Origin of the sequence: Clostridium sp. OS1-26, assembly GCF_030915445.1 — a bacterium.
GTDB lineage: Bacteria > Bacillota > Clostridia > Clostridiales > Clostridiaceae > Clostridium_AM.
Genome location: NZ_CP133264.1, coordinates 1,254,849 through 1,278,827 on the forward strand (window position 1 = coordinate 1,254,849; position 23,979 = coordinate 1,278,827).

The 23,979-nt window shown below is 38.5% G+C and carries 8 protein-coding genes, 5 tRNA genes, 6 rRNA genes, 2 pseudogenes and 2 other annotated features; all 21 genes and pseudogenes read right to left on the reverse strand.

Annotated elements, in window-relative coordinates:
- Positions 1-70: 70 nt before the first annotated feature.
- On the reverse strand, positions 71-529 hold the full coding sequence (locus RCG18_RS06235; RefSeq protein ID WP_308040508.1) for a CtsR family transcriptional regulator: 459 nt from the start codon (positions 527-529) through the stop codon (positions 71-73).
- Between the two features lie 258 nt (positions 530-787).
- A complete protein-coding gene (locus tag RCG18_RS06240; protein WP_308040509.1) occupies positions 788-1,021 on the reverse strand; it encodes a hypothetical protein in 234 nt (77 codons plus the stop codon).
- A gap of 127 nt (positions 1,022-1,148) precedes the next feature.
- Positions 1,149-3,242, reverse strand: a complete 2,094-nt coding sequence (fusA, locus tag RCG18_RS06245) for an elongation factor G (RefSeq protein ID WP_308040510.1) — start codon at positions 3,240-3,242, stop codon at positions 1,149-1,151.
- A 236-nt stretch (positions 3,243-3,478) separates the two neighbouring features.
- Positions 3,479-3,553, reverse strand: a tRNA-Asn gene (locus tag RCG18_RS06250).
- Positions 3,554-3,560: 7 nt separating this feature from the next.
- Positions 3,561-3,677 (reverse strand): 5S ribosomal RNA (gene rrf / locus RCG18_RS06255).
- A 202-nt stretch (positions 3,678-3,879) separates the two neighbouring features.
- A 23S ribosomal RNA gene (locus RCG18_RS06260) occupies positions 3,880-6,774 on the reverse strand.
- A gap of 266 nt (positions 6,775-7,040) precedes the next feature.
- Positions 7,041-7,117 (reverse strand) — tRNA-Ile (locus tag RCG18_RS06265).
- 95 nt (positions 7,118-7,212) lie between these two features.
- Positions 7,213-8,721: ribosomal RNA gene (locus RCG18_RS06270) — 16S ribosomal RNA — on the reverse strand.
- Positions 8,722-9,235: 514 nt separating this feature from the next.
- Positions 9,236-9,311, reverse strand: a tRNA-Ala gene (locus RCG18_RS06275).
- A 5-nt stretch (positions 9,312-9,316) separates the two neighbouring features.
- A tRNA-Ile gene (locus RCG18_RS06280) sits at positions 9,317-9,393 on the reverse strand.
- Between the two features lie 7 nt (positions 9,394-9,400).
- Positions 9,401-9,517 (reverse strand): 5S ribosomal RNA (rrf, locus tag RCG18_RS06285).
- A 202-nt stretch (positions 9,518-9,719) separates the two neighbouring features.
- A 23S ribosomal RNA gene (locus tag RCG18_RS06290) occupies positions 9,720-12,614 on the reverse strand.
- A gap of 256 nt (positions 12,615-12,870) precedes the next feature.
- A 16S ribosomal RNA gene (locus RCG18_RS06295) occupies positions 12,871-14,379 on the reverse strand.
- The 16S, 23S and 5S rRNA genes sit together here with 4 tRNA genes alongside, the layout of an rRNA operon.
- 536 nt (positions 14,380-14,915) lie before the next feature.
- Positions 14,916-16,295 (reverse strand): UDP-N-acetylmuramoyl-L-alanine--D-glutamate ligase, encoded by a 1,380-nt coding sequence (gene murD / locus RCG18_RS06300; RefSeq protein ID WP_308040512.1) that lies wholly within the window; start codon positions 16,293-16,295, stop codon positions 14,916-14,918.
- 540 nt (positions 16,296-16,835) lie between these two features.
- Positions 16,836-18,227, reverse strand: coding sequence for a glycine--tRNA ligase (locus RCG18_RS06305; protein ID WP_308040513.1), 1,392 nt, complete (start codon positions 18,225-18,227; stop codon positions 16,836-16,838).
- Positions 18,228-18,299: 72 nt separating this feature from the next.
- Positions 18,300-18,467, reverse strand: a binding site (T-box leader).
- Between the two features lie 41 nt (positions 18,468-18,508).
- Positions 18,509-18,675, reverse strand: a binding site (T-box leader).
- A 140-nt stretch (positions 18,676-18,815) separates the two neighbouring features.
- Positions 18,816-18,890: transfer RNA gene (locus RCG18_RS06310), tRNA-Asn, on the reverse strand.
- A 151-nt stretch (positions 18,891-19,041) separates the two neighbouring features.
- A complete protein-coding gene (gene lysS, locus RCG18_RS06315) occupies positions 19,042-20,550 on the reverse strand; it encodes a lysine--tRNA ligase (RefSeq protein WP_308040514.1) in 1,509 nt (502 codons plus the stop codon).
- A gap of 31 nt (positions 20,551-20,581) precedes the next feature.
- Positions 20,582-21,059, reverse strand: a pseudogene (gene greA, locus RCG18_RS06320) (transcription elongation factor GreA).
- Between the two features lie 179 nt (positions 21,060-21,238).
- The gene (locus RCG18_RS06325; protein ID WP_308040515.1) at positions 21,239-22,060 is read right to left on the reverse strand and encodes a hypothetical protein; all 822 of its coding nucleotides are present in this window, start codon (positions 22,058-22,060) and stop codon (positions 21,239-21,241) included.
- A 78-nt stretch (positions 22,061-22,138) separates the two neighbouring features.
- Positions 22,139-23,112 (reverse strand): annotated as a pseudogene (dusB, locus tag RCG18_RS06330) (tRNA dihydrouridine synthase DusB).
- Positions 23,112-23,900: a type III pantothenate kinase gene (locus RCG18_RS06335; protein WP_308040516.1), complete on the reverse strand. Its 789-nt coding sequence runs from the start codon at positions 23,898-23,900 to the stop codon at positions 23,112-23,114. The pseudogene dusB and the gene RCG18_RS06335 overlap by 1 nt, the downstream one beginning before the upstream one ends.
- Positions 23,901-23,979 lie beyond the last annotated feature (79 nt).

Here is a 23,979-nt window from a genome sequence, read left to right on the forward strand (position 1 = left end):
CTTTATGTTATACACTTCATGATATGATAACCATTATATCACACATTTTACATTTAAAAGAAATTTATTCTTAGTTTAAAATTACCATAACTACAGCTTTTAAGATATCCGCTCTTAATTTATTTCTATTATCACTTGCAGCAATTAGAGTTCTGTCATTTAAAACAACTCTTAGCATATCTGCCTCAGTTTTAGTTATTATTTGAGCATCAAATAATCCATTTATTATTTGATGTGCTGAATTATAAGTTATACTATCTCCTATTTTCTCATTTATGTCATCTATAAAGGAATCATCGCTCCTTACTTCTAATCGTCTTATAATAATACAGCCACCACCACCTCTTCTACTTTCAATATAGTATCCTTTATTAGTGGTGAATCTAGTGGTTAATACATAATTAATTTGAGAGGGAGCACAACTAAAATAATTAGCCAATTCATTTCGTACAATTTGTAACTGGCTTTCTCTACTTTCATTTAACATAGCTTTAATAAACTCTTCAATCTCATCTGATAGTCTAGCCATAAAAACACCTTCCTGACTTTGTCTTTCTTTGACCTTTATTTAATATTAATACTATTATTATCTTTATACAATATCTGTATTATCCCAAATTTTAATTTTATCCTAATCATTCTCTATATTCGTTTAAATTACTTCTGTTTTTAAAATTATTCTTTATAAACTTCATATTATTTTAACTTATAGATATAAAACTATACTACTACATGAATGATAAACAAATAACTGTCTTAATTTTTACTTTTTAAGACAGCTATCTATTTAATTAGTTTTGGACGCTTTGATATAATATATTCCATTATGCTTATTGCAATCTAAATCAACGGTAAAATTATTATTTTCCAGCATTTGCTTTACTATATTAATGTTTTCCGTATTATTCTCAATACTTATTGTAAGATTATCATCTTTATCAACTATAGAAATATAATCATAAATGCTACTATAATCGGCTAAACTTATCTTACCGTTTATGTTCATTTGGTATTCTGACATAAAACCTCTCCCTTGCTAAACTTACTACAAGCAAACTAATAATCTTATCTTTTCTAATGAGCCATTAAATTATACAAAATAATAAGGAGAGCTCCAATGCCTATATCGGAGCTCTCCTTATTATTTTCTATTCTTCTACCTTAGCTTTTATTTTTTTAGCTTCATCTATTATCTTATTTACCTCTGTAGCTGGAACTTCTTCATACCTTTCAAATTTCATTGTAAAACTTCCTCTTGCCTGAGTCATTGATCTTAGATCTGTAGCATACTTAAACATTTCTCCTTGAGGAATCTCTGCTATTATTTTTTGATTGTCTTCAAATGATTCCATTCCCAAAACTCTTCCTCTTTTTTTATTTATGTCGCCAATTATATCTCCCATATAGTACTCTGGAACCAATACTTCTACATGCATTACTGGCTCTAAAAGTACAGGTTGAGCTTCCATTAGTCCTTTCTTATAAGCTAAAGATGCTGCCACCTTAAATGCCATTTCTGATGAATCAACAGGGTGATACGATCCATCATGCAGTGTAGCTTTTAGCCTTATCACAGGATATCCCGCTAAAACACCACGCTGTATGCATTCTTTTAGACCTTTTTCAACTGCTGGAATATATTGTCTCGGAACAACACCACCAACTACCTGATCAACAAATTGTAATTCATCTTCTCCATCCAGTCTAGGCTCAAACTTAATTTTTACATCTCCATATTGGCCATGTCCACCAGATTGCTTTTTATGTTTACCCTGAACATCGGCAACTTTTTTTATCGTTTCTCTATAAGGTACCTTTGGCGTTTGAAGTACTACATCTGCTCCAAACTTGCTTTTCAATTTACATGCAATTACATCTAGATGGGTTTCTCCTAATCCCGAAACTATTGACTCTGCATTCTCTAAATCTCTTGATACTTTAAATGTAGGGTCTTCTTCCAATAATTTATTTAATCCATTAGAAATTTTATCTTCATCATTTTTGGACTTTGGTAAAACAGCCATTGACATTGATGGCTCAGGGAATTCTATATTTTCAAAAGTTACTGGATTAGATACATCACATAGGGTATCCCCAGTACTTGTGAATTGTAATTTTGAGACAGCACCAATATCTCCAGCTATTATTTCACTAATAGGGGTTTGCAACTTACCTTTCAAGAAATACATTGTTCCTATTTTCTCTGCTTTATCTTTGTTAGCGTTGTATACCGTTGAGTCCGATTTAATCTTACCAGTAATAACTTTAAATAATGATAATTTTCCAACAAAAGGATCTGCTATTGTCTTAAATATAAATGCTGATAACGGCGCATTTTCATCAAATTTAATACTCTTTTCAGAATCAGACTTTAAGTCTCTAGCTTTTAATGGCTCCGCATTTGCAGGTGATGGAAAACATTCTACTATATCTTCTAGTAATGTTTCGATACCAATGCCACTAAATGCAGATCCACACATTACAGGAGTAATTTCACCTTTAGCACAACCGTTTATAAGTCCATTGTATATTTCCTCATCACTTAGAGTACCTTCATTAAAATATTTATCTAGTAATGCTTCATCAGTTTCAGCTACAGCTTCTACAATCATATTTTTGCATTGATCTACCTTCTCAATTAATTCATCAGGTATATCCGCTTCACTCATAAGTTGAGTTTTCTTATCAAATATCCTAGCTTTTCTAGAAATAACATTTATAACTCCTACAAAATTTTCTTCATTTCCTATTGGATACTGAACTGGTACTACTGATATACCAAACCTTTCTTTTAGACCGGATAGTACTTTGTCAAAATTAGAATTTTCTCTATCCAATTTATTTATATACAATGCTCTAGGTAATCTATACTTATTCACATATCCCCAGGATTTTTCTGTACCTACTTGAATACCAGAGACTCCGGATACAACAATCATTGCAACATCTGCTGCTCTTAGTCCCTGAAATGTTTCACCTATAAAATCAAAATATCCTGGCATATCGATTAAATTTATCTTAACATCTCCCCATTCGCATGGAGCTACTGAAGTAGATAAGGATATCTTTCTTCTTTTTTCTTCAGCGTCATAATCACTAATAGTATTTCCTTCTTCAATTTTTCCAAATCTATCTGTAGCCTTAGTATAATAAAGTATTGCTTCCGTTAAAGTAGTTTTTCCTGAGCTACTGTGCCCTATTACTCCTACATTTCTTAAATTTTTTGTTGAATAGTTTTTCATAAGCAATTCCCCCTCTTACTTTTAAGCTTAATTATATATTCTATTTTTAATTTAAAAATCCTTTTAAGTTTGTGAAATTTTCTAAATTATTTGATTATATATATATTTCCATATACTCCATATTTTATGCGAGTATATGAAAAATATTAAAACTTTTTTTCTAAAATAAAAAAACACACTAGTTAAAGATACTAGTGTGTTTTGAATTAAATAATATTATATACAAAAAATAAAAATGGCTCCGTGGAGAGGATTCGAACCTCCAACCCTTCGGTTAACAGCCGAATGCTCCACCATTGAGCTACCACGGAACATTTAACCTGACGACGACCTACTCTTCCACAGGGTCTCCCCTGCAGTACCATCGGCACTATGAAGCTTAACCTTCGTGTTCGGAATGGGAACGGGTGTTACCTTCACGTCATAATCACCAGATGTTGATTTCTTCTAAATCTTTGATTTAGCTAAAGAATCAGTACTCCTCAGCTCTGCCGAGTGAGTTTCATATCTACTACAGTTTTATATTATACTGGATTCGCTTAAGTTTGTCAACATTTTTTTTATGTTTATCAAACTTTTTCAGGAACATTGAGTAATTTGCACATTTGTTCTCTGAAAATTGCACAGTGAATTATATTTGGTCAAGCCCTCGACCTATTAGTATCAGTCAGCTGAACATGTTACCATGCTTACACCTCTGACCTATCAACCTTGTGTTCTTCAAGGGGTCTTACTAGCTTACGCTATGGGAAATCTAATCTTGAGGTGGGCTTCACGCTTAGATGCTTTCAGCGTTTATCCCGTCCCGACATAGCTACCCAGCTGTGCTCCTGGCGGAACAACTGGTGCACCAGAGGTCAGTCCATCCCGGTCCTCTCGTACTAAGGACAGCTCCTCTCAAATTTCCTACGCCCGCGACGGATAGGGACCGAACTGTCTCACGACGTTCTGAACCCAGCTCGCGTGCCGCTTTAATGGGCGAACAGCCCAACCCTTGGGACCTACTTCAGCCCCAGGATGCGACGAGCCGACATCGAGGTGCCAAACCTCCCCGTCGATGTGGACTCTTGGGGGAGATCAGCCTGTTATCCCCGAGGTAGCTTTTATCCGTTGAGCGATGGCCCTCCCACGAGGAACCACCGGATCACTAAGCCCGACTTTCGTCCCTGCTCCACTTGTATGTGTCGCAGTCAGGCTCCCTTCTGCCTTTGCACTCTACGAACGATTTCCAACCGTTCTGAGGGAACCTTTGGGCGCCTCCGTTACTTTTTAGGAGGCGACCGCCCCAGTCAAACTGCCCACCTAACAATGTCCCGTGACCAGATTCATGGCCGCCGGTTAGAATCCCAGTACTGTCAGGGTGGTATCCCAAGGATGACTCCATAAGAGCTGACGCCCTTACTTCTCAGTCTCCCACCTATCCTGTACAGACAATACCGAAACTCAATGCTAAGCTACAGTAAAGCTCTACGGGGTCTTTCCGTCCAATCGCGGGTAGCAAGCATCTTCACTTGCACTACAATTTCGCCGGATTTGTTGTCGAGACAGTGCCCAAGTCATTACGCCATTCGTGCGGGTCGGAACTTACCCGACAAGGAATTTCGCTACCTTAGGACCGTTATAGTTACGGCCGCCGTTTACTGGGGCTTAAGTTCACACCTTCGCTTGCGCTAAGTGTTCCCCTTAACCTTCCAGCACCGGGCAGGCGTCAGCCCCTATACATCAGCTTTCGCTTTAGCAGAGACCTGTGTTTTTGCTAAACAGTTGCTTGGGCCTATTCTCTGCGACCTACTTGCGTAGGCACCCCTTATCGCTAACTTACGGGGTCAATTTGCCGAGTTCCTTGACAACAATTCTTCCGCTGGTCTTAGGATTCTCTCCTCACCTACCTGTGTCGGTTTGCGGTACGGGCACCAACTTCCTCCATAGAGACTTTTCTTGACAGCGTGGAATCAGATACTTCGCCCGAAAGGGCTCCCCATCACACCTCAACATTGACTAAACGGATTTGCCTGTCTAGTCTGTCTAAGTGCTTAGACACACATCCAATAGTGTGCACATCTTATCCTCCTGCGTCATCCCATTTGTAATAACGTCAGTTGGCGGTATCGGAATATCAACCGATTGTCCATCACCTACGCCTTTCGGCCTCGGCTTAGGTCCCGACTAACCCTGAGCGGACGAGCCTTCCTCAGGAAACCTTAGGTTTTCGACCAATAAGATTCTCACTTATTTCTCGCTACTTATGCCAGCATACTCACTCCTGTACAGTCCACCGCTCCTTTCGGTACGACTTCAATCCATACAGGAAGCTCCTCTACCGCTCTTTCGAGCCCATAGCTTCGGTGGTAAGTTTTAGCCCCGGACATCTTCGGCGCAGGATCTCTCGACTAGTGAGCTATTACGCACTCTTTGAATGAGTGGCTGCTTCTAAGCCAACATCCTAGTTGTCTTAGAAATCCCACATCCTTTTCCACTTAACTTACACTTTGGGACCTTAGCTGATGATCTGGGCTGTTTCCCTTTTGACCACGGATCTTATCATTCGTAGTCTGACTGCTGAGATTCAAGTATATGGCATTCGGAGTTTGATAGGGTTCAGTAACTGTTGTCAGCCCCTAGCCCATTCAGTGCTCTACCTCCATTACTCATTCTCAACGCTAGCCCTAAAGCTATTTCGAGGAGAACCAGCTATCTCCGAGTTCGATTGGAATTTCTCCGCTATCCACAGCTCATCCCATGGTTTTTCAACACCAACGTGGTTCGGTCCTCCACGGAATTTTACTTCCGCTTCAACCTGTCCATGGATAGGTCACCCGGTTTCGGGTCTACGACATGCAACTTATTGCCCTATTCAGACTCGGTTTCCCTTCGGCTGCGCACCTTAAGTGCTTAACCTTGCTACATATCGTAACTCGCTGGCTCGTTCTACAAAAAGCACGTCATCGCACGTAAAAGTGCTTTGACCGGTTGTGGACACACGGTTTCAGGTTCTATTTCACTCCCCTCCCGGGGTTCTTTTCACCTTTCCCTCACGGTACTGCTTCACTATCGGTCACCAGTTAGTATTTAGCCTTGGGAGGTGGTCCTCCCTGCTTCCCACAAGGTTTCACGTGTCTCGTGGTACTCTGGAGCAGATCTCGTTGCTATTCTTTTCACTTACAGGGCTGTTACCTTCTACGGCGGAGCCTTCCAGCTCTCTTCAATTAAGAAATCACAACTTTTATGATCTGTCCGCAACCCCAGGAACAAGTTCCTGGTTTGGGCTCTTTCCCTTTCGCTCGCCGCTACTTAGGAAATCGATTTTTCTTTCTCTTCCTCCGGGTACTTAGATGTTTCAGTTCCCCGGGTATATCCCTATAAACCTATGAATTCAGTTTATAGTACACTACGTTAGTAGTGTGGGTTGCCCCATTCGGAAATCTTCGGATCACAGGCTATTTGCGCCTACCCGAAGCTTATCGCAGCTTATCACGTCCTTCTTCGACTACTGGTGCCAAGGCATTCACCATGCGCCCTTTGTAGCTTGACCATTCAATCGAAAATTGCTATAAGCTTCGCAGCTCTTCGTCAAGCCCCCTCCCTGTGGTGCTCATTTACCAGTCAGTAAACTCCGCTCCTCGCTCGGGTCTTTCCTCGATCTGCTAGCTTCTATCAATTTTCTTGGTTTCATTCATAAAATTTAGTTCTACTCATGAAACTTAAAAATCTACAAAAGTTCATTACTTATATAATAAGTAGTTTTACCTTTAGCTTTACTTTTATTTATATATCACTGTGCAATTTTCAAAGAACAATTGGTGGGCTTAAATGGACTCGAACCATCGACCTCACGCTTATCAGGCGTGCGCTCTAACCAGCTGAGCTATAAGCCCTTATAAGAGTTATTATCTTATTGATAATCCCTCAAGATTAAACAGAGTGTAAACAAACCTTCAAGATAGAATTACCTACCTTGTCGACTCCTTAGAAAGGAGGTGATCCAGCCGCAGGTTCTCCTACGGCTACCTTGTTACGACTTCACCCCAATCACTAACCCCACCTTCGGCCGCGTCTTCCTTACGGTTAGACTACGGACTTCGGGTGTTGCCAGCTCTCATGGTGTGACGGGCGGTGTGTACAAGGCCCGGGAACGTATTCACCGCGACATGCTGATTCGCGATTACTAGCAACTCCAGCTTCATGTAGGCGAGTTTCAGCCTACAATCCGAACTGAGGGTAATTTTATAGTTTTGCTCCACATCACTGTATTGCTTCTCTTTGTATTACCCATTGTAGCACGTGTGTAGCCCTAGACATAAGGGGCATGATGATTTGACGTCATCCCCACCTTCCTCCCGGTTAACCCGGGCAGTCTCACTAGAGTGCTCAACTTAATGGTAGCAACTAATGATAAGGGTTGCGCTCGTTGCAGGACTTAACCTAACATCTCACGACACGAGCTGACGACAACCATGCACCACCTGTCTTCCTGCCCCGAAGGGCTTCCTCCATTACGAGTAATTCAGGAGATGTCAAGTCTAGGTAAGGTTCTTCGCGTTGCTTCGAATTAAACCACATGCTCCGCTGCTTGTGCGGGCCCCCGTCAATTCCTTTGAGTTTTAATCTTGCGATCGTACTTCCCAGGCGGAGTACTTATTGTGTTAACTGCGGCACAGAAGGGGTCGATACCTCCTACACCTAGTACTCATCGTTTACGGCGTGGACTACCAGGGTATCTAATCCTGTTTGCTACCCACGCTTTCATGCCTCAGCGTCAGTTACGGTCCAGAGAGTCGCCTTCGCCACTGGTGTTCTTCCTAATCTCTACGCATTTCACCGCTACACTAGGAATTCCACTCTCCTCTCCCGCACTCTAGACTTCCAGTTTGAAATGCAGCACCCAAGTTAAGCCCGGGTATTTCACATCTCACTTAAAAATCCGCCTACGCATCCTTTACGCCCAGTAAATCCGGACAACGCTCGCCACCTACGTATTACCGCGGCTGCTGGCACGTAGTTAGCCGTGGCTTCCTCCTTTGGTACCGTCATTATCGTCCCAAAAGACAGAGCTTTACAACCCGAAGGCCTTCATCACTCACGCGGCGTTGCTGCATCAGGCTTTCGCCCATTGTGCAATATTCCCCACTGCTGCCTCCCGTAGGAGTCTGGACCGTGTCTCAGTTCCAATGTGGCCGATCACCCTCTCAGGTCGGCTACGCATCGTCGCCTTGGTGAGCCTTTACCTCACCAACTAGCTAATGCGCCGCGGGTCCATCTCAAAGCGGATTACTCCTTTAATTAGTTCTCCATGCGAAAAACTAATGTTATGCGGTATTAATCTCCCTTTCGGGAGGCTATCCCCCTCTTTGAGGCAGGTTACCCACGTGTTACTCACCCGTCCGCCGCTAATCCACCCCGAAGGGTTTCATCGCTCGACTTGCATGTGTTAGGCACGCCGCCAGCGTTCGTCCTGAGCCAGGATCAAACTCTCAATTTAAAAGTTTGAATGCTCATTACTGTTGTTTTTGACTACTAACAAGTAGTTCAAAAGAATTGCTGGTTTAGTTTACTTAATAAAAGTTTAAATAACTTTTAACCTCTGTTTAATTTTCAAGGATCATTTGTCGTTCTCTTAACGACCTTTTAAAGTTTATCATAAGCTAGGAGTCTTGTCAATACTTTTTTTATTGTTAATACTTGTATTGTTACCTCTCAGCGACTTTTATATAATATCACGGTAAGTAGTTCTATGTCAATAACATTTTTAAAAAATTTATATTTCATAAACATGGTTCCATTATACAAATCTATATCTACAAAAATACATAACTAATATAACTATGGCGTTTATTCAACTCAAATATAGCAATCATATATTTACCTATTTACTATATAAATATGTTCTTTATAAATATATTTCCTGTCTATATCCATAGAAGAATAAATATCCATCAATTTGACTTATGGTATTAAATGCATAAAAAAAGAGTGATAAATATCACTCTTTTTTATGGTGGAGATAAAGAGATTCGAACTCTTGACCCTCTGCGTGCAAGGCAGATGCTCTCCCAACTGAGCTATACCCCCATAAATGGTGGACCTTCAGGGACTCGAACCCCGGACCAACCGGTTATGAGCCGGTTGCTCTAACCAACTGAGCTAAAGATCCATATTAGACCTGGCGACGACCTACTCTTCCACAGGGTCTCCCCTGCAGTACCATCGGCACTATGAAGCTTAACCTTCGTGTTCGGAATGGGAACGGGTGTTACCTTCACGTCATAATCACCAGATGTTGATTTCTTCTAAATCTTTGATTTAGCTAAAGAATCAGTACTCCTCAGCTCTGCCGAGTGAGTTTCATATCTACTACAGTTTTATATTATACTGGATTCGCTTAAGTTTGTCAACATTTTTTTTATGTTTATCAAACTTTTTCAGGAACATTGAGTAATTTGCACATTTGTTCTCTGAAAATTGCACAGTGAATTATATTTGGTCAAGCCCTCGACCTATTAGTATCAGTCAGCTGAACATGTTACCATGCTTACACCTCTGACCTATCAACCTTGTGTTCTTCAAGGGGTCTTACTAGCTTACGCTATGGGAAATCTAATCTTGAGGTGGGCTTCACGCTTAGATGCTTTCAGCGTTTATCCCGTCCCGACATAGCTACCCAGCTGTGCTCCTGGCGGAACAACTGGTGCACCAGAGGTCAGTCCATCCCGGTCCTCTCGTACTAAGGACAGCTCCTCTCAAATTTCCTACGCCCGCGACGGATAGGGACCGAACTGTCTCACGACGTTCTGAACCCAGCTCGCGTGCCGCTTTAATGGGCGAACAGCCCAACCCTTGGGACCTACTTCAGCCCCAGGATGCGACGAGCCGACATCGAGGTGCCAAACCTCCCCGTCGATGTGGACTCTTGGGGGAGATCAGCCTGTTATCCCCGAGGTAGCTTTTATCCGTTGAGCGATGGCCCTCCCACGAGGAACCACCGGATCACTAAGCCCGACTTTCGTCCCTGCTCCACTTGTATGTGTCGCAGTCAGGCTCCCTTCTGCCTTTGCACTCTACGAACGATTTCCAACCGTTCTGAGGGAACCTTTGGGCGCCTCCGTTACTTTTTAGGAGGCGACCGCCCCAGTCAAACTGCCCACCTAACAATGTCCCGTGACCAGATTCATGGCCGCCGGTTAGAATCCCAGTACTGTCAGGGTGGTATCCCAAGGATGACTCCATAAGAGCTGACGCCCTTACTTCTCAGTCTCCCACCTATCCTGTACAGACAATACCGAAACTCAATGCTAAGCTACAGTAAAGCTCTACGGGGTCTTTCCGTCCAATCGCGGGTAGCAAGCATCTTCACTTGCACTACAATTTCGCCGGATTTGTTGTCGAGACAGTGCCCAAGTCATTACGCCATTCGTGCGGGTCGGAACTTACCCGACAAGGAATTTCGCTACCTTAGGACCGTTATAGTTACGGCCGCCGTTTACTGGGGCTTAAGTTCACACCTTCGCTTGCGCTAAGTGTTCCCCTTAACCTTCCAGCACCGGGCAGGCGTCAGCCCCTATACATCAGCTTTCGCTTTAGCAGAGACCTGTGTTTTTGCTAAACAGTTGCTTGGGCCTATTCTCTGCGACCTACTTGCGTAGGCACCCCTTATCGCTAACTTACGGGGTCAATTTGCCGAGTTCCTTGACAACAATTCTTCCGCTGGTCTTAGGATTCTCTCCTCACCTACCTGTGTCGGTTTGCGGTACGGGCACCAACTTCCTCCATAGAGACTTTTCTTGGCAGCGTGGAATCAGATACTTCGCCCGAAAGGGCTCCCCATCACACCTCAACATTGACTAAACGGATTTGCCTGTCTAGTCTGTCTAAGTGCTTAGACACACATCCAATAGTGTGCACATCTTATCCTCCTGCGTCATCCCATTTGTAATAACGTCAGTTGGCGGTATCGGAATATCAACCGATTGTCCATCACCTACGCCTTTCGGCCTCGGCTTAGGTCCCGACTAACCCTGAGCGGACGAGCCTTCCTCAGGAAACCTTAGGTTTTCGACCAATAAGATTCTCACTTATTTCTCGCTACTTATGCCAGCATACTCACTCCTGTACAGTCCACCGCTCCTTTCGGTACGACTTCAATCCATACAGGAAGCTCCTCTACCGCTCTTTCGAGCCCATAGCTTCGGTGGTAAGTTTTAGCCCCGGACATCTTCGGCGCAGGATCTCTCGACTAGTGAGCTATTACGCACTCTTTGAATGAGTGGCTGCTTCTAAGCCAACATCCTAGTTGTCTTAGAAATCCCACATCCTTTTCCACTTAACTTACACTTTGGGACCTTAGCTGATGATCTGGGCTGTTTCCCTTTTGACCACGGATCTTATCATTCGTAGTCTGACTGCTGAGATTCAAGTATATGGCATTCGGAGTTTGATAGGGTTCAGTAACTGTTGTCAGCCCCTAGCCCATTCAGTGCTCTACCTCCATTACTCATTCTCAACGCTAGCCCTAAAGCTATTTCGAGGAGAACCAGCTATCTCCGAGTTCGATTGGAATTTCTCCGCTATCCACAGCTCATCCCATGGTTTTTCAACACCAACGTGGTTCGGTCCTCCACGGAATTTTACTTCCGCTTCAACCTGTCCATGGATAGGTCACCCGGTTTCGGGTCTACGACATGCAACTTATTGCCCTATTCAGACTCGGTTTCCCTTCGGCTGCGCACCTTAAGTGCTTAACCTTGCTACATATCGTAACTCGCTGGCTCGTTCTACAAAAAGCACGTCATCGCACGTAAAAGTGCTTTGACCGGTTGTGGACACACGGTTTCAGGTTCTATTTCACTCCCCTCCCGGGGTTCTTTTCACCTTTCCCTCACGGTACTGCTTCACTATCGGTCACCAGTTAGTATTTAGCCTTGGGAGGTGGTCCTCCCTGCTTCCCACAAGGTTTCACGTGTCTCGTGGTACTCTGGAGCAGATCTCGTTGCTATTCTTTTCACTTACAGGGCTGTTACCTTCTACGGCGGAGCCTTCCAGCTCTCTTCAATTAAGAAATCACAACTTTTATGATCTGTCCGCAACCCCAGGAACAAGTTCCTGGTTTGGGCTCTTTCCCTTTCGCTCGCCGCTACTTAGGAAATCGATTTTTCTTTCTCTTCCTCCGGGTACTTAGATGTTTCAGTTCCCCGGGTATATCCCTATAAACCTATGAATTCAGTTTATAGTACACTACGTTAGTAGTGTGGGTTGCCCCATTCGGAAATCTTCGGATCACAGGCTATTTGCGCCTACCCGAAGCTTATCGCAGCTTATCACGTCCTTCTTCGACTACTGGTGCCAAGGCATTCACCATGCGCCCTTTGTAGCTTGACCATTCATCCGAAAATTGGTTTCTATCAATTTTCTTTGCTTAGTTATAAATCTACAAAGGTTACTTACTTATATAATAAGTAGTTTTACCTTCAGCTTTACTTTTATTTAATATCACTGTGCAATTTTCAAAGAACAATTGGAGATTCATTTTATCATGTTGATTATTTAAAATCAACCGGTAAATAATCCCTCAAGATTAAACAGAGTGTAAACTCAAACCTTCAAGATAGAATTACCTATCTTGTCGACTCCTTAGAAAGGAGGTGATCCAGCCGCAGGTTCTCCTACGGCTACCTTGTTACGACTTCACCCCAATCACTAACCCCACCTTCGGCCGCGTCTTCCTTACGGTTAGACTACGGACTTCGGGTGTTGCCAGCTCTCATGGTGTGACGGGCGGTGTGTACAAGGCCCGGGAACGTATTCACCGCGACATGCTGATTCGCGATTACTAGCAACTCCAGCTTCATGTAGGCGAGTTTCAGCCTACAATCCGAACTGAGGGTAATTTTATAGTTTTGCTCCACATCACTGTATTGCTTCTCTTTGTATTACCCATTGTAGCACGTGTGTAGCCCTAGACATAAGGGGCATGATGATTTGACGTCATCCCCACCTTCCTCCCGGTTAACCCGGGCAGTCTCACTAGAGTGCTCAACTTAATGGTAGCAACTAATGATAAGGGTTGCGCTCGTTGCAGGACTTAACCTAACATCTCACGACACGAGCTGACGACAACCATGCACCACCTGTCTTCCTGCCCCGAAGGGCTTCCTCCATTACGAGTAATTCAGGAGATGTCAAGTCTAGGTAAGGTTCTTCGCGTTGCTTCGAATTAAACCACATGCTCCGCTGCTTGTGCGGGCCCCCGTCAATTCCTTTGAGTTTTAATCTTGCGATCGTACTTCCCAGGCGGAGTACTTATTGTGTTAACTGCGGCACAGAAGGGGTCGATACCTCCTACACCTAGTACTCATCGTTTACGGCGTGGACTACCAGGGTATCTAATCCTGTTTGCTACCCACGCTTTCATGCCTCAGCGTCAGTTACGGTCCAGAGAGTCGCCTTCGCCACTGGTGTTCTTCCTAATCTCTACGCATTTCACCGCTACACTAGGAATTCCACTCTCCTCTCCCGCACTCTAGACTTCCAGTTTGAAATGCAGCACCCAAGTTAAGCCCGGGTATTTCACATCTCACTTAAAAATCCGCCTACGCATCCTTTACGCCCAGTAAATCCGGACAACGCTCGCCACCTACGTATTACCGCGGCTGCTGGCACGTAGTTAGCCGTGGCTTCCTCCTTTGGTACCGTCATTATCGTCCCAAAAGACAGAGCTTTACAACCCGAAGGCCTTCATCACTCACGCGGCGTTGCTGCATCAGGCTTTCGCCCATTGTGCAATATTCCCCACTGCTGCCTCCCGTAGGAGTCTGGACCGTGTCTCAGTTCCAATGTGGCCGATCACCCTCTCAGGTCGGCTACGCATCGTCGCCTTGGTGAGCCTTTACCTCACCAACTAGCTAATGCGCCGCGGGTCCATCTCAAAGCGGATTGCTCCTTTAATTAGTTCTCCATGCGAAAAACTAATGTTATGCGGTATTAATCTCCCTTTCGGGAGGCTATCCCCCTCTTTGAGGCAGGTTACCCACGTGTTACTCACCCGTCCGCCGCTAATCCACCCCGAAGGGTTTCATCGCTCGACTTGCATGTGTTAGGCACGCCGCCAGCGTTCGTCCTGAGCCAGGATCAAACTCTCAATTTAAAAGTTTGAATGCTCATTACTGTTGTTTTTGACTACTAACAAGTAGTTCAAAAGAATTGCTGGTTTAGTTTACTTAATAAAAGTTTAAATAACTTTTAACCTCTGTTTAATTTTCAAGGATCATCTGTCGTTCAAGACAGCTTATACAGTTTCTCATACTTACTCAACTTTGTCAAGAACTTTTTTAAAATTCTTTTTGTTAAGCTTAGCTGCTCTTGACAGCTTCATTATAGTATCATACAAGCTAATTTGTTGTCAACATATTTTTGACTAACTTTTTTTCACTTGTTTGCCGCCTCATCAAGCGACATGTGTTATCTTATCATAGTTTAAAAATTAAATATATAACTTATTTTTCATCACACTAATTTATCCCTTTATTTCTTACTCATTCTATGTTATTCTACATTATTTGCATGTAGATACACGTGGATAAGTTATTATGATATTATACTAATTTTATTAAATATTCTTTTTATAACAACATAACCTCCAGGCTATATATAGCTTGGAGGTTATGTTACATTACTTTATCATTATTCTAAATTATTTACTATTTCCTTAAATTTATTTCCTCTTGCTTCAAAATTAGGAAACATATCGAAGCTTGCACAAGCAGGAGATAAAGTTACTACATCCCCCTCCTCTGCTATTTCTTGCGCTTTACTAATAGCATCCTCAAGACTATTTTCAATTATAATAGGTAATTCTATATTCTTACTCTTTATAACTTTGTCAAAGGCATCTTTTATTTTATATCTTGTAGCGCCTACTAGTATCAATACTTTTATTTTTGAATATCCTTCCTCCGCTAGAGGCTCAAAAGGTATTTTTTTATCATATCCTCCAGCTATAAGAATTACCGGTTTTTCAAAAGCTCTAAGTCCCGCCACAGTTCTACTAGGGCTTGATGCAATAGAATCATTATAATATTTTATTCCTCTTATCTCTTGTACAAATTCACATCTATGTTCTACTCCTGAAAATGTTGTGGCTACTTTTCTCATGGTTTCTATATTAACATCCTCACTAATAGCACAAAAAGCAGCGAGTAGGTTTTCTACATTATGCATTCCCTTTAATTGAACTTCGCTTAATAGACATATTACTTTATCCTTCAAATAAAGCTTATTGTCTTTAAAAAATGCACCATCCTCAATGTAATTCTCTATACTAAATTGCATTAAACGGCCCTTAGCTTCTTTATTCATTGAATTCGTTAATTTATTATCTCTATTCAACACAAGTAGATCTGTATTGCTTTGATATTTAAAAATATTTTTTTTCGAATCAACATACTCATCCATTCCTTTATGCATATCTAAATGATTAGGACTAAGATTTGTTACAACTGCGACCTCTGGAGAAACATTCATTGTCATAAGCTGAAAACTAGATAGCTCTAGTACTACTCTATCTGTATAACTCATATCTTCTATTTTACTAAACAATGGAGTTCCTATGTTTCCACCTACCCATGTTTTATATCCATGTTCCTTTAAAATATTATATATCAATGTAGTAGTCGTAGTTTTGCCATCGCTTCCTGTTACCCCATAAACTTTAGCTGGACAGTATTTAACGAACTCCTCCATTTCAGAAGTTATATAAGCGCCTTCTTCTTTAGCATTAATTAAAGCTGGACTATCTATTCTCATAGATGGCGTCTTAAACACTACATCAAATCCCTTTAACTTATCTAAATATCCTTCTCCTAAGACAAGTTGTACGCCTTTTCCCTTCAATTCAGCAACAGTTTCACCTAGTTGTTCCTCATCTTTTTTATCAAAAGCACTTACTTTTGCTCCTAGCTTTAATAAAAAATCTATTAAAGGTCTATTACTTACTCCTATACCTACTACAGCAGTTTTTTTCCCTTTTATAAAGTCCTTAAAATCCTTAAAATCCTTTTTCATCAAAAACCCTCCACTTTAACCTGACTATTTAACAAAGTTTTAAAGCTAATTAAATCATTAAATCCTTTTAGATATCTTATATCTAATTATATCACTTTAATGTAATATATGACTTACTTTCTCAGTATCTTTTTATAATTGATATTGAAAAAATCTCTTATATTCTTAATTTAAATGTTTTATTTGTTTTATTTAAACTTCGCTATTATTTATAGTCGAAATTGCAAGAATATATTTAATTTAAAGACTTTGTTGTTGAGTATTGAAATTTATTGTCTTCATATGCTATACTAATTTCGTGCCGTAAGGAAACATTAATATAATTCCCCAAGTTTTAATTAAACATATAACATATCCCCATGATTAAACCCTATTTTGCCAGGTATAATACCTGGCTTTTTGTTTTTACTTAAAAAGCACTCTTAAGGATTATAACCATTTTAGGGCTATTTATAAAAATTATTTACTTATCCAAAAAGAATTAGAAGGTACGCACTACATATCCTTATAGAATAATGTAGCACGTACCTTTTGCTATTCTTAGAATTCCATTTTTCCTTTTATGAAATCTTTTATTTCATCTATTTTTATTCTAAACTGCTGCATAGTATCTCTGTCTCTTATTGTTACAGTATCATCTTCTAAAGTATCAAAATCTACTGTTATACAGTAAGGAGTTCCAGCCTCATCCTGCCTTCTATATCTTTTTCCTATGCTGCCTGCTTCGTCATAATCAACATTAAACTCTTTTTGTAATTTACTGTATAGTTCTGATGATTTTTCAGATAGTTTTTTAGTTAAAGGAAGTATAGCTGCTTTAAATGGTGCAATTGCTGGGTGTAAATGTAATACTGTTCTAACATCTCCATCCTCTAACTCTTCTTCATCATAGGCATCTACTAAAAATGCCAATACAACTCTATCTGCACCTACTGAAGGTTCGATACAATATGGTACATATCTTTCATTAGTAGTAGGATCAAGATATGACATATCTTTTCCTGAATGCTCTTGATGTTGTTTTAAATCATAGTCAGTTCTATCTGCTATGCCCCATAATTCTCCCCAGCCAAACGGGAATCTATATTCTATATCAGAAGTTGCATTACTATAATGTGATAATTCATCTTGTTCATGATCTCTAAATCTTATACTTTCTTCTTTTATTCCAAGATTTAAGAGGAACTTCCAACAATGCTCTTTCCAATAGCTATGCCATTCTAAATCAGTACCTGGCTTACAGAAAAATTCTAATTCCATTTGTTCAAACTCTCTGGTTCTAAAAGTAAAGTTACCTGGAGTTATTTCATTTCTAAAAGACTTACCTATTTGTCCTATACCAAATGGTACTTTTTTTCTTGAAGTTCTTTGTACATTTTTAAAGTTAACAAATATACCTTGCGCAGTTTCTGGTCTTAAATATATTTCTGCTTTAGAATCTTCTGTTACTCCCTGGAATGTTTTAAACATTAAATTAAACTTTCTTATGTCTGTAAAATTCTTTTTTCCGCAGCTAGGACACACTATATTGTTTTCATCTATATAACCCTTTAGCTTCTCATTACTCCATCCGTCAGCACTAGCCTTTTCTATACCTTGATTCGTCATATGCTCTTCTACTATTTTATCTGCTCTAAATCTAGCTTTACATTCTTTACAATCCATAAGAGGATCTGAGAAATTTCCAACGTGGCCTGATGCAACCCATACATCTTTGTTCATTAAAATAGCACAATCTATTCCAACATTGTATTCACTTTCATGGATAAACTTTTGCCACCAAGCTTTTTTAACATTATTTTTTAATTCTACTCCTAAAGGACCATAGTCCCAAGTATTTGCTAGTCCTCCATATATCTCTGATCCAGGGTAAACATAACCTCTGTTTTTAGCCAAAGCTACTACTTTCTCCATAGTTTTTTCAAATGCCATAGATATTACCTCCTAATTTTTATTTTATATTAATTAATAATTTTAAACTAAATTATAAAAAAAGGCCCACCATGAAGGGACGAAAATAATTTTCCGCGGTTCCACCCTTCTTGGCAAATGCCCTGCTTTCATCTCCTTGCTCTGAAGTTCCCTTCATAGATAAATCCTTAGTTGTTTACACCAACCACAACCTCTCTTTTAAGACAATTTATCATTACTCTTCTTCATCATAGCAAGATATTTATTTTATTATTTTATGGTAAAAAAATAAAGCTCCACCATAAAGGGACGAAAATAATCTTCCGCGGTTCCACCCTTTTTGGCAAATGCCCTGCTTTCATAAACCTCACTCAAAAGCTCCCTTCATAGCAAAACCTTAGTTGTTTACACCAGCCACAACCTCTCTTTTAAGATGATTACTATTACTTTTCTTTATCATTGTGAATTATAATATTGTTTATATTAATATATATAATATAGCAATAATTTAGCATTGTCAATGTTATCCATTAAGATTTTTCTACTTTAATATAATTTACTATATCCATTAAACCAACATTTATACATTTTTATTACAAAAAATAAAAATGGCTCCGCGAAAAGGATTCGAACCTTCAACCCTTCGGTTAACAGCCGAATGCTCCACCATTGAGCTATCGCGGAACAACTTACATTTATTATTATATCGGGTATTTTAAAAAAGTCAATAGTTATTTTCACTTTTTTATATTTTCCACCTGTTTTTATATAGTTTTATAATTACTAAATCAAAAATCGACAGCTTACTAGAAGCTGCCGACTTAATATAACTTAGTTATTGTTGTGTTGGTTTCATTGTTGGGAATAGTATAACGTCTCTTATAGAAGGTGAATCTGTAAGGAACATTATCATTCTATCTACTCCTATACCAAGTCCACCTGTTGGAGGCATACCTATTTCTAATGAATTTATAAAGTCATCATCCATCATATAAGCCTCATCATCTCCAAGTTCTCTTTCTCTAAGCTGTTGAATAAATCTGTCTTTCTGAACTATAGGATCGTTTAATTCTGAATAAGCATTACATACTTCTCTTCCGTATATGAACCCTTCAAATCTTTCAGTAAAATCTTGATTTCCTCTTTTCTTTTTAGTAAGAGGTGAATTTTCTACTGGATAATCACATACAAAAGTAGGTTGTATCAATTTATGTTCACAGAATTCTTCAAATAACGCAATTAAAATATCTCCCTTTGTACATTCCTTTAATTCTTTCTTAAATTCAAGATGTTTTTCCTTAGCTATTTCTCTAGCCTCTTCATCTGTTTTTATTTCATTAAAATCTATACCAGCATACTCTTTTACAGCATCTACCATAGTAACTCTTCTCCAAGGTGGAGTAAAGTCTATTTCAGTTCCTTCATAAGTGACTTTTGTAGTTCCTAAAACTTTTTCGCATACATATGCCATCATATTCTCAGTAATTTCCATCATATCATTATAATCTGCAAAAGCTTCATATAACTCTATCATTGTAAACTCTGGATTATGTCTTACACTTATTCCTTCATTTCTAAAGTTTTTACCTATTTCATATACCTTTTCAAATCCACCAACTATTAGTCTCTTTAAGTAAAGCTCTGTAGCTATTCTTAAATACATATCTATATCTAATGCATTATGATGAGTTACAAAAGGTCTAGCAGCAGCTCCTCCCGCTATAGGTGAAAGTACTGGAGTTTCAACTTCTAGATAATCTCTATTATCTAAAAACTCTCTTATAGCTCTTATTATAGCGGTTCTTTTCATAAACGTATCTCTTACATCTTGATTAATTATTAAATCAACATATCTTTGTCTATATCTTAGGTCTGGATCTTTTAATCCATGCCATTTTTCTGGAAGTGGTTTTAATGATTTTGAAATTAATTGGAAATCTCTAATATGCAGAGACACTTCTCCAGTTTTAGTTCTAAATACAGTTCCAGTTATTGATACAAAGTCACCTATGTCAAAAGTTTTATATTCTTTGAGTTTTACTTCACCAACATCGTCTATTTTTATGTATAGCTGAATTTTGCCATATCTATCATGAATATCTGAAAATCCAGCTTTTCCATGAACTCTTTTTGACATAAGTCTTCCAGCAACTGTAACATCTTTTCCTTCAAGTGAATCATAATTATCTTTAATCTCTTTTGTTGTGTGCGTTCTTTCTACCTTATAAACATCAAAAGGATCTCTTCCCTCACTTTGAAGATTTGATAATTTTTGTCTTCTTTCTCTAATGAGCTCATTAAAATCCTCTTCTAAATTGTTTAAATTTTTTTCATCATTTGCCATTAATAAACCCTCCAATATTTTCTTATATAGCTTATCGTCTTATTCCTAGTATTTCATATTTGCTTACTCCATCCGGTACCTGTATTTCTATCACATCTCCTACTTTTTTACCTACAAGCCCACTTCCGACTGGAGATTCATTAGATATTTTATTGTTTAACGGGTCGGCCTCAGCAGATCCAACAATTATATACTCTACTTCTTCATCAAATTCATAATCTTTAACTTTTACAATTGAGCCTATGCTCACTATATCCGTAGAAATTTCACTTTCATCTACTTATAGTAGCATTTTTAAGCATATTTTCAAGTTGAACTATTCTACCTTCTACAAATGCTTGTTCATTTTTAGCTTCATCATATTCTGCATTTTCACTCAAGTCTCCAAATGAAAGTGCTACCTTAATCTTTTCTGTTATCTCTTTTCTTTTAACTGTTTTTAAGTGTTCTAACTCATCTTCTAATTTCTTTACACCCTCATAAGTCATCACATATTTTTTTTCGTTCATTCTATTCTCCCCTTTTAATAGTTTACTAATAATTTTCTATATGACAATTCTACCCCTACCCATATGATAGTATAAGCTTAGTAATTATTTTAAGTAATTATTTTAAGTAATTATAAATCAGCACTATACTAATGTCAACATCTGCAGAACCACTGCAAAATATTCTGAAATTTCAATAATTATAAAATTAAAATCTTGTCATTGAATTTTATCTTATCTAAGAAAACACCATTATGCCTTAATGCCTCTTCTATATTTTCTTCTTCCATTTGACATAATATAGCACCTAAAAGCTCTGGCGACACGTCTTCGTCTAATTCCCAAGGCACTTTGTAAGTAATATCATTTATAATAATATTATCTTTTTTTAACGGAATATACATATTGTTTAAATACCATATGTTAGCTCCCGTTTCCAAATCGATATCTTTTGATGATATAATAAAATCAGCATTTTTAATTGCATACTTAAAATCCGACGTTACTATAGGCGTTATTCCAAAATTGGCTATAATATATTCTGCCATATGCATAAGCTCATTTACATGCCTAGATAATAATACTATATACTTAGCTTCTTTTGCCATAAAACAAATTATCTCAAAGTTTATTATATCCATAGCATCATATATTACTATACAGCTATCTCTTATGCTTTTGTGCATTTGCCTCAAGATAAGCTTTGAACTTGTCACTATTCCAAAAGCTATTAATTTTCTTTGGAAATAATTTAAAAAATTATAATCTAGCTCTCTATATATCTTAGGTGCTAAATATACATCCCTTCCTTTTGCCTTTTTCTTAGCAACTAACATGTTTTTATAGTATGCTTTGTTATTAATATTAGGTGGAAGATTTATATTGGATATTTTTAAATTCAACTCCTTTATAAATCTTTCTCCCAGATATGATATTTTAAACCTATCCACTATTCTACCAAAAAAGGTGTTATTGTCATAAGGAATCTTTCTATTGCAACTAATATACACTATCGGCTTCATAAAGCATTTCCTTAAAATTATTTACGCTACTATTCTATTCCATTATATAATTAAAAATTACAATACTTTTATTCATAGTTATTTATTATTATTTAATCTTTCTTTATAATTCAATAAAATCTCTATTACCTTTTCACTGCTTTTTTCATAATTAATTTTATCTTTTATTTCCTTATTGCATTCTAATCCTTTTATATACCAGCCTATATGTTTTCTCATTTCTCTTACAGCTTTATCTTCATTATGATAATAAAGAGATCTTTTATAATGCTCTATACACATATTTATTCTTTCTTCCATGCTAGGATAAGCTACCTTTTCTCCATTAATACCGCTTTGAACCTGGCTAAATATCCATGGATTTCCCATAGCACCTCTACCTATCATTATTCCATCACACTTAGTCATTTCAAAAGTGTCAGAGCGCCCTCACAAGAAACTACATCTCCATTCCCTATAACAGGAATGCTCACAGCCTCTTTAACTTTCCTTATTATATCCCAATCTGCTTTGCCCTCGTACATTTGCTCTTTTGTTCTACCATGAACAGTTATCGCATCTACTCCGGCTTGCTCTAACTCCTTTGCAAATTCTACTGCATTTATGTTATTAGAATCAAAACCCTTCCTAAATTTTACAGTTACAGGTTTTAATGAAGCTTTTTTCACTTCTTGTACTATCTTTGCGGCTAATTTAGGGTCCTTCATAAGTGCAGATCCTTCACCATTTTTAACTATCTTAGGTGCTGGACATCCCATATTAATGTCTACAATACAGATATCATTATTATCATTAAAAAAATCACAAGATTTTGCCATAACATAAGGATCATTACCGAATATCTGTACCGCCACTGGAGCTTCATCTCTTGAAATTTCTAACATACTTTCAGTATTTTCACTTCCATAAAACAGTGCTTTAGAACTTACCATCTCTGTATATACAAGATCACAGCCCAAATTTTTACATAACCCTCTAAATGCTATATCTGTGACTCCTGCCATAGGGGCTAAAAACACAGTGTTTTTAAACTCTAAATCTCTTATTTTCATTACAACACCTGTTCTCTATTTTTTTCATAGATAATTCTAAGCCCTTTTAATGTTAGAGTTGGATCTATTACATTTATAAATTTAGATTCTTCATTAATAAGCTTTGCCAATCCTCCAGTTGCAATAACATAAGGCTCTTCTTCTCCAAGCTGCATCATTTCTTTCTTCATTTTATCGACTATGTAATCTACTTGACCTATATAACCATACACTATCCCCGCTTGCATGCTTGATACTGTATTTTTGCATATAACCCCTGCAGGTTTTATAAGCTCTATTCTTGGAAGTTTAGCTGCCTTCTGAAATAAAGCTTCTGAAGATATATTAATTCCAGGACAGATAGTTCCACCTAAATAATCGCCTCTAGCTGTTATAGCACAAAATGTTGTAGCTGTTCCAAAGTCTATTATAATAACAGATTTTTTATAAATTTCATGAGCTGCAACTGCATTAACTATCCTATCTGCACCTACTTCTTTAGGATTATCATATCTTATATTTATTCCAGTCTTTACTCCTGGTCCTACTACTATAGGAGTTATTTCAAAGTACTTTATAATCATATGTTCCAATGAATACATAATATTGGGAACAACTGAAGATATTATAACTCCTTCTACATCTGAAGGATCAAGTTTGCTTTGCAAAAATAATTGTGTTACCTGAATACCATATTCATCTGCTGTTCTTATAGGATCTGTAGATAATCTCCAATTAGCAATTAGTTCTTTATTCTTATAAATCCCAAGAACAATATTAGTATTGCCAACGTCTAAAACTAAAATCACTAACTGCACCGCCTTTCTAGTAATATATATTGCTAAACATAATTAAAGAGCAGCTCTGAAGCTGCCCTATAGTATACCC

Excerpts from the sequence above, each read along its gene's own strand:
- RCG18_RS06305 (WP_308040513.1), bottom strand. The coding sequence starts at position 18,227 with ATGGCATTTGAAAAAACTATGGAGAAAGTAGTAGCTTTGGCTAAAAAC.
- RCG18_RS06240 (WP_308040509.1), bottom strand. The coding sequence starts at position 1,021 with ATGTCAGAATACCAAATGAACATAAACGGTAAGATAAGTTTAGCCGAT.
- RCG18_RS06325 (WP_308040515.1), bottom strand. The coding sequence starts at position 22,060 with ATGAAGCCGATAGTGTATATTAGTTGCAATAGAAAGATTCCTTATGAC.
- RCG18_RS06235 (WP_308040508.1), bottom strand. The coding sequence starts at position 529 with ATGGCTAGACTATCAGATGAGATTGAAGAGTTTATTAAAGCTATGTTA.
- lysS (WP_308040514.1), bottom strand. The coding sequence starts at position 20,550 with ATGGCAAATGATGAAAAAAATTTAAACAATTTAGAAGAGGATTTTAAT.
- fusA (WP_308040510.1), bottom strand. The coding sequence starts at position 3,242 with ATGAAAAACTATTCAACAAAAAATTTAAGAAATGTAGGAGTAATAGGG.
- murD (WP_308040512.1), bottom strand. The coding sequence starts at position 16,295 with ATGAAAAAGGATTTTAAGGATTTTAAGGACTTTATAAAAGGGAAAAAA.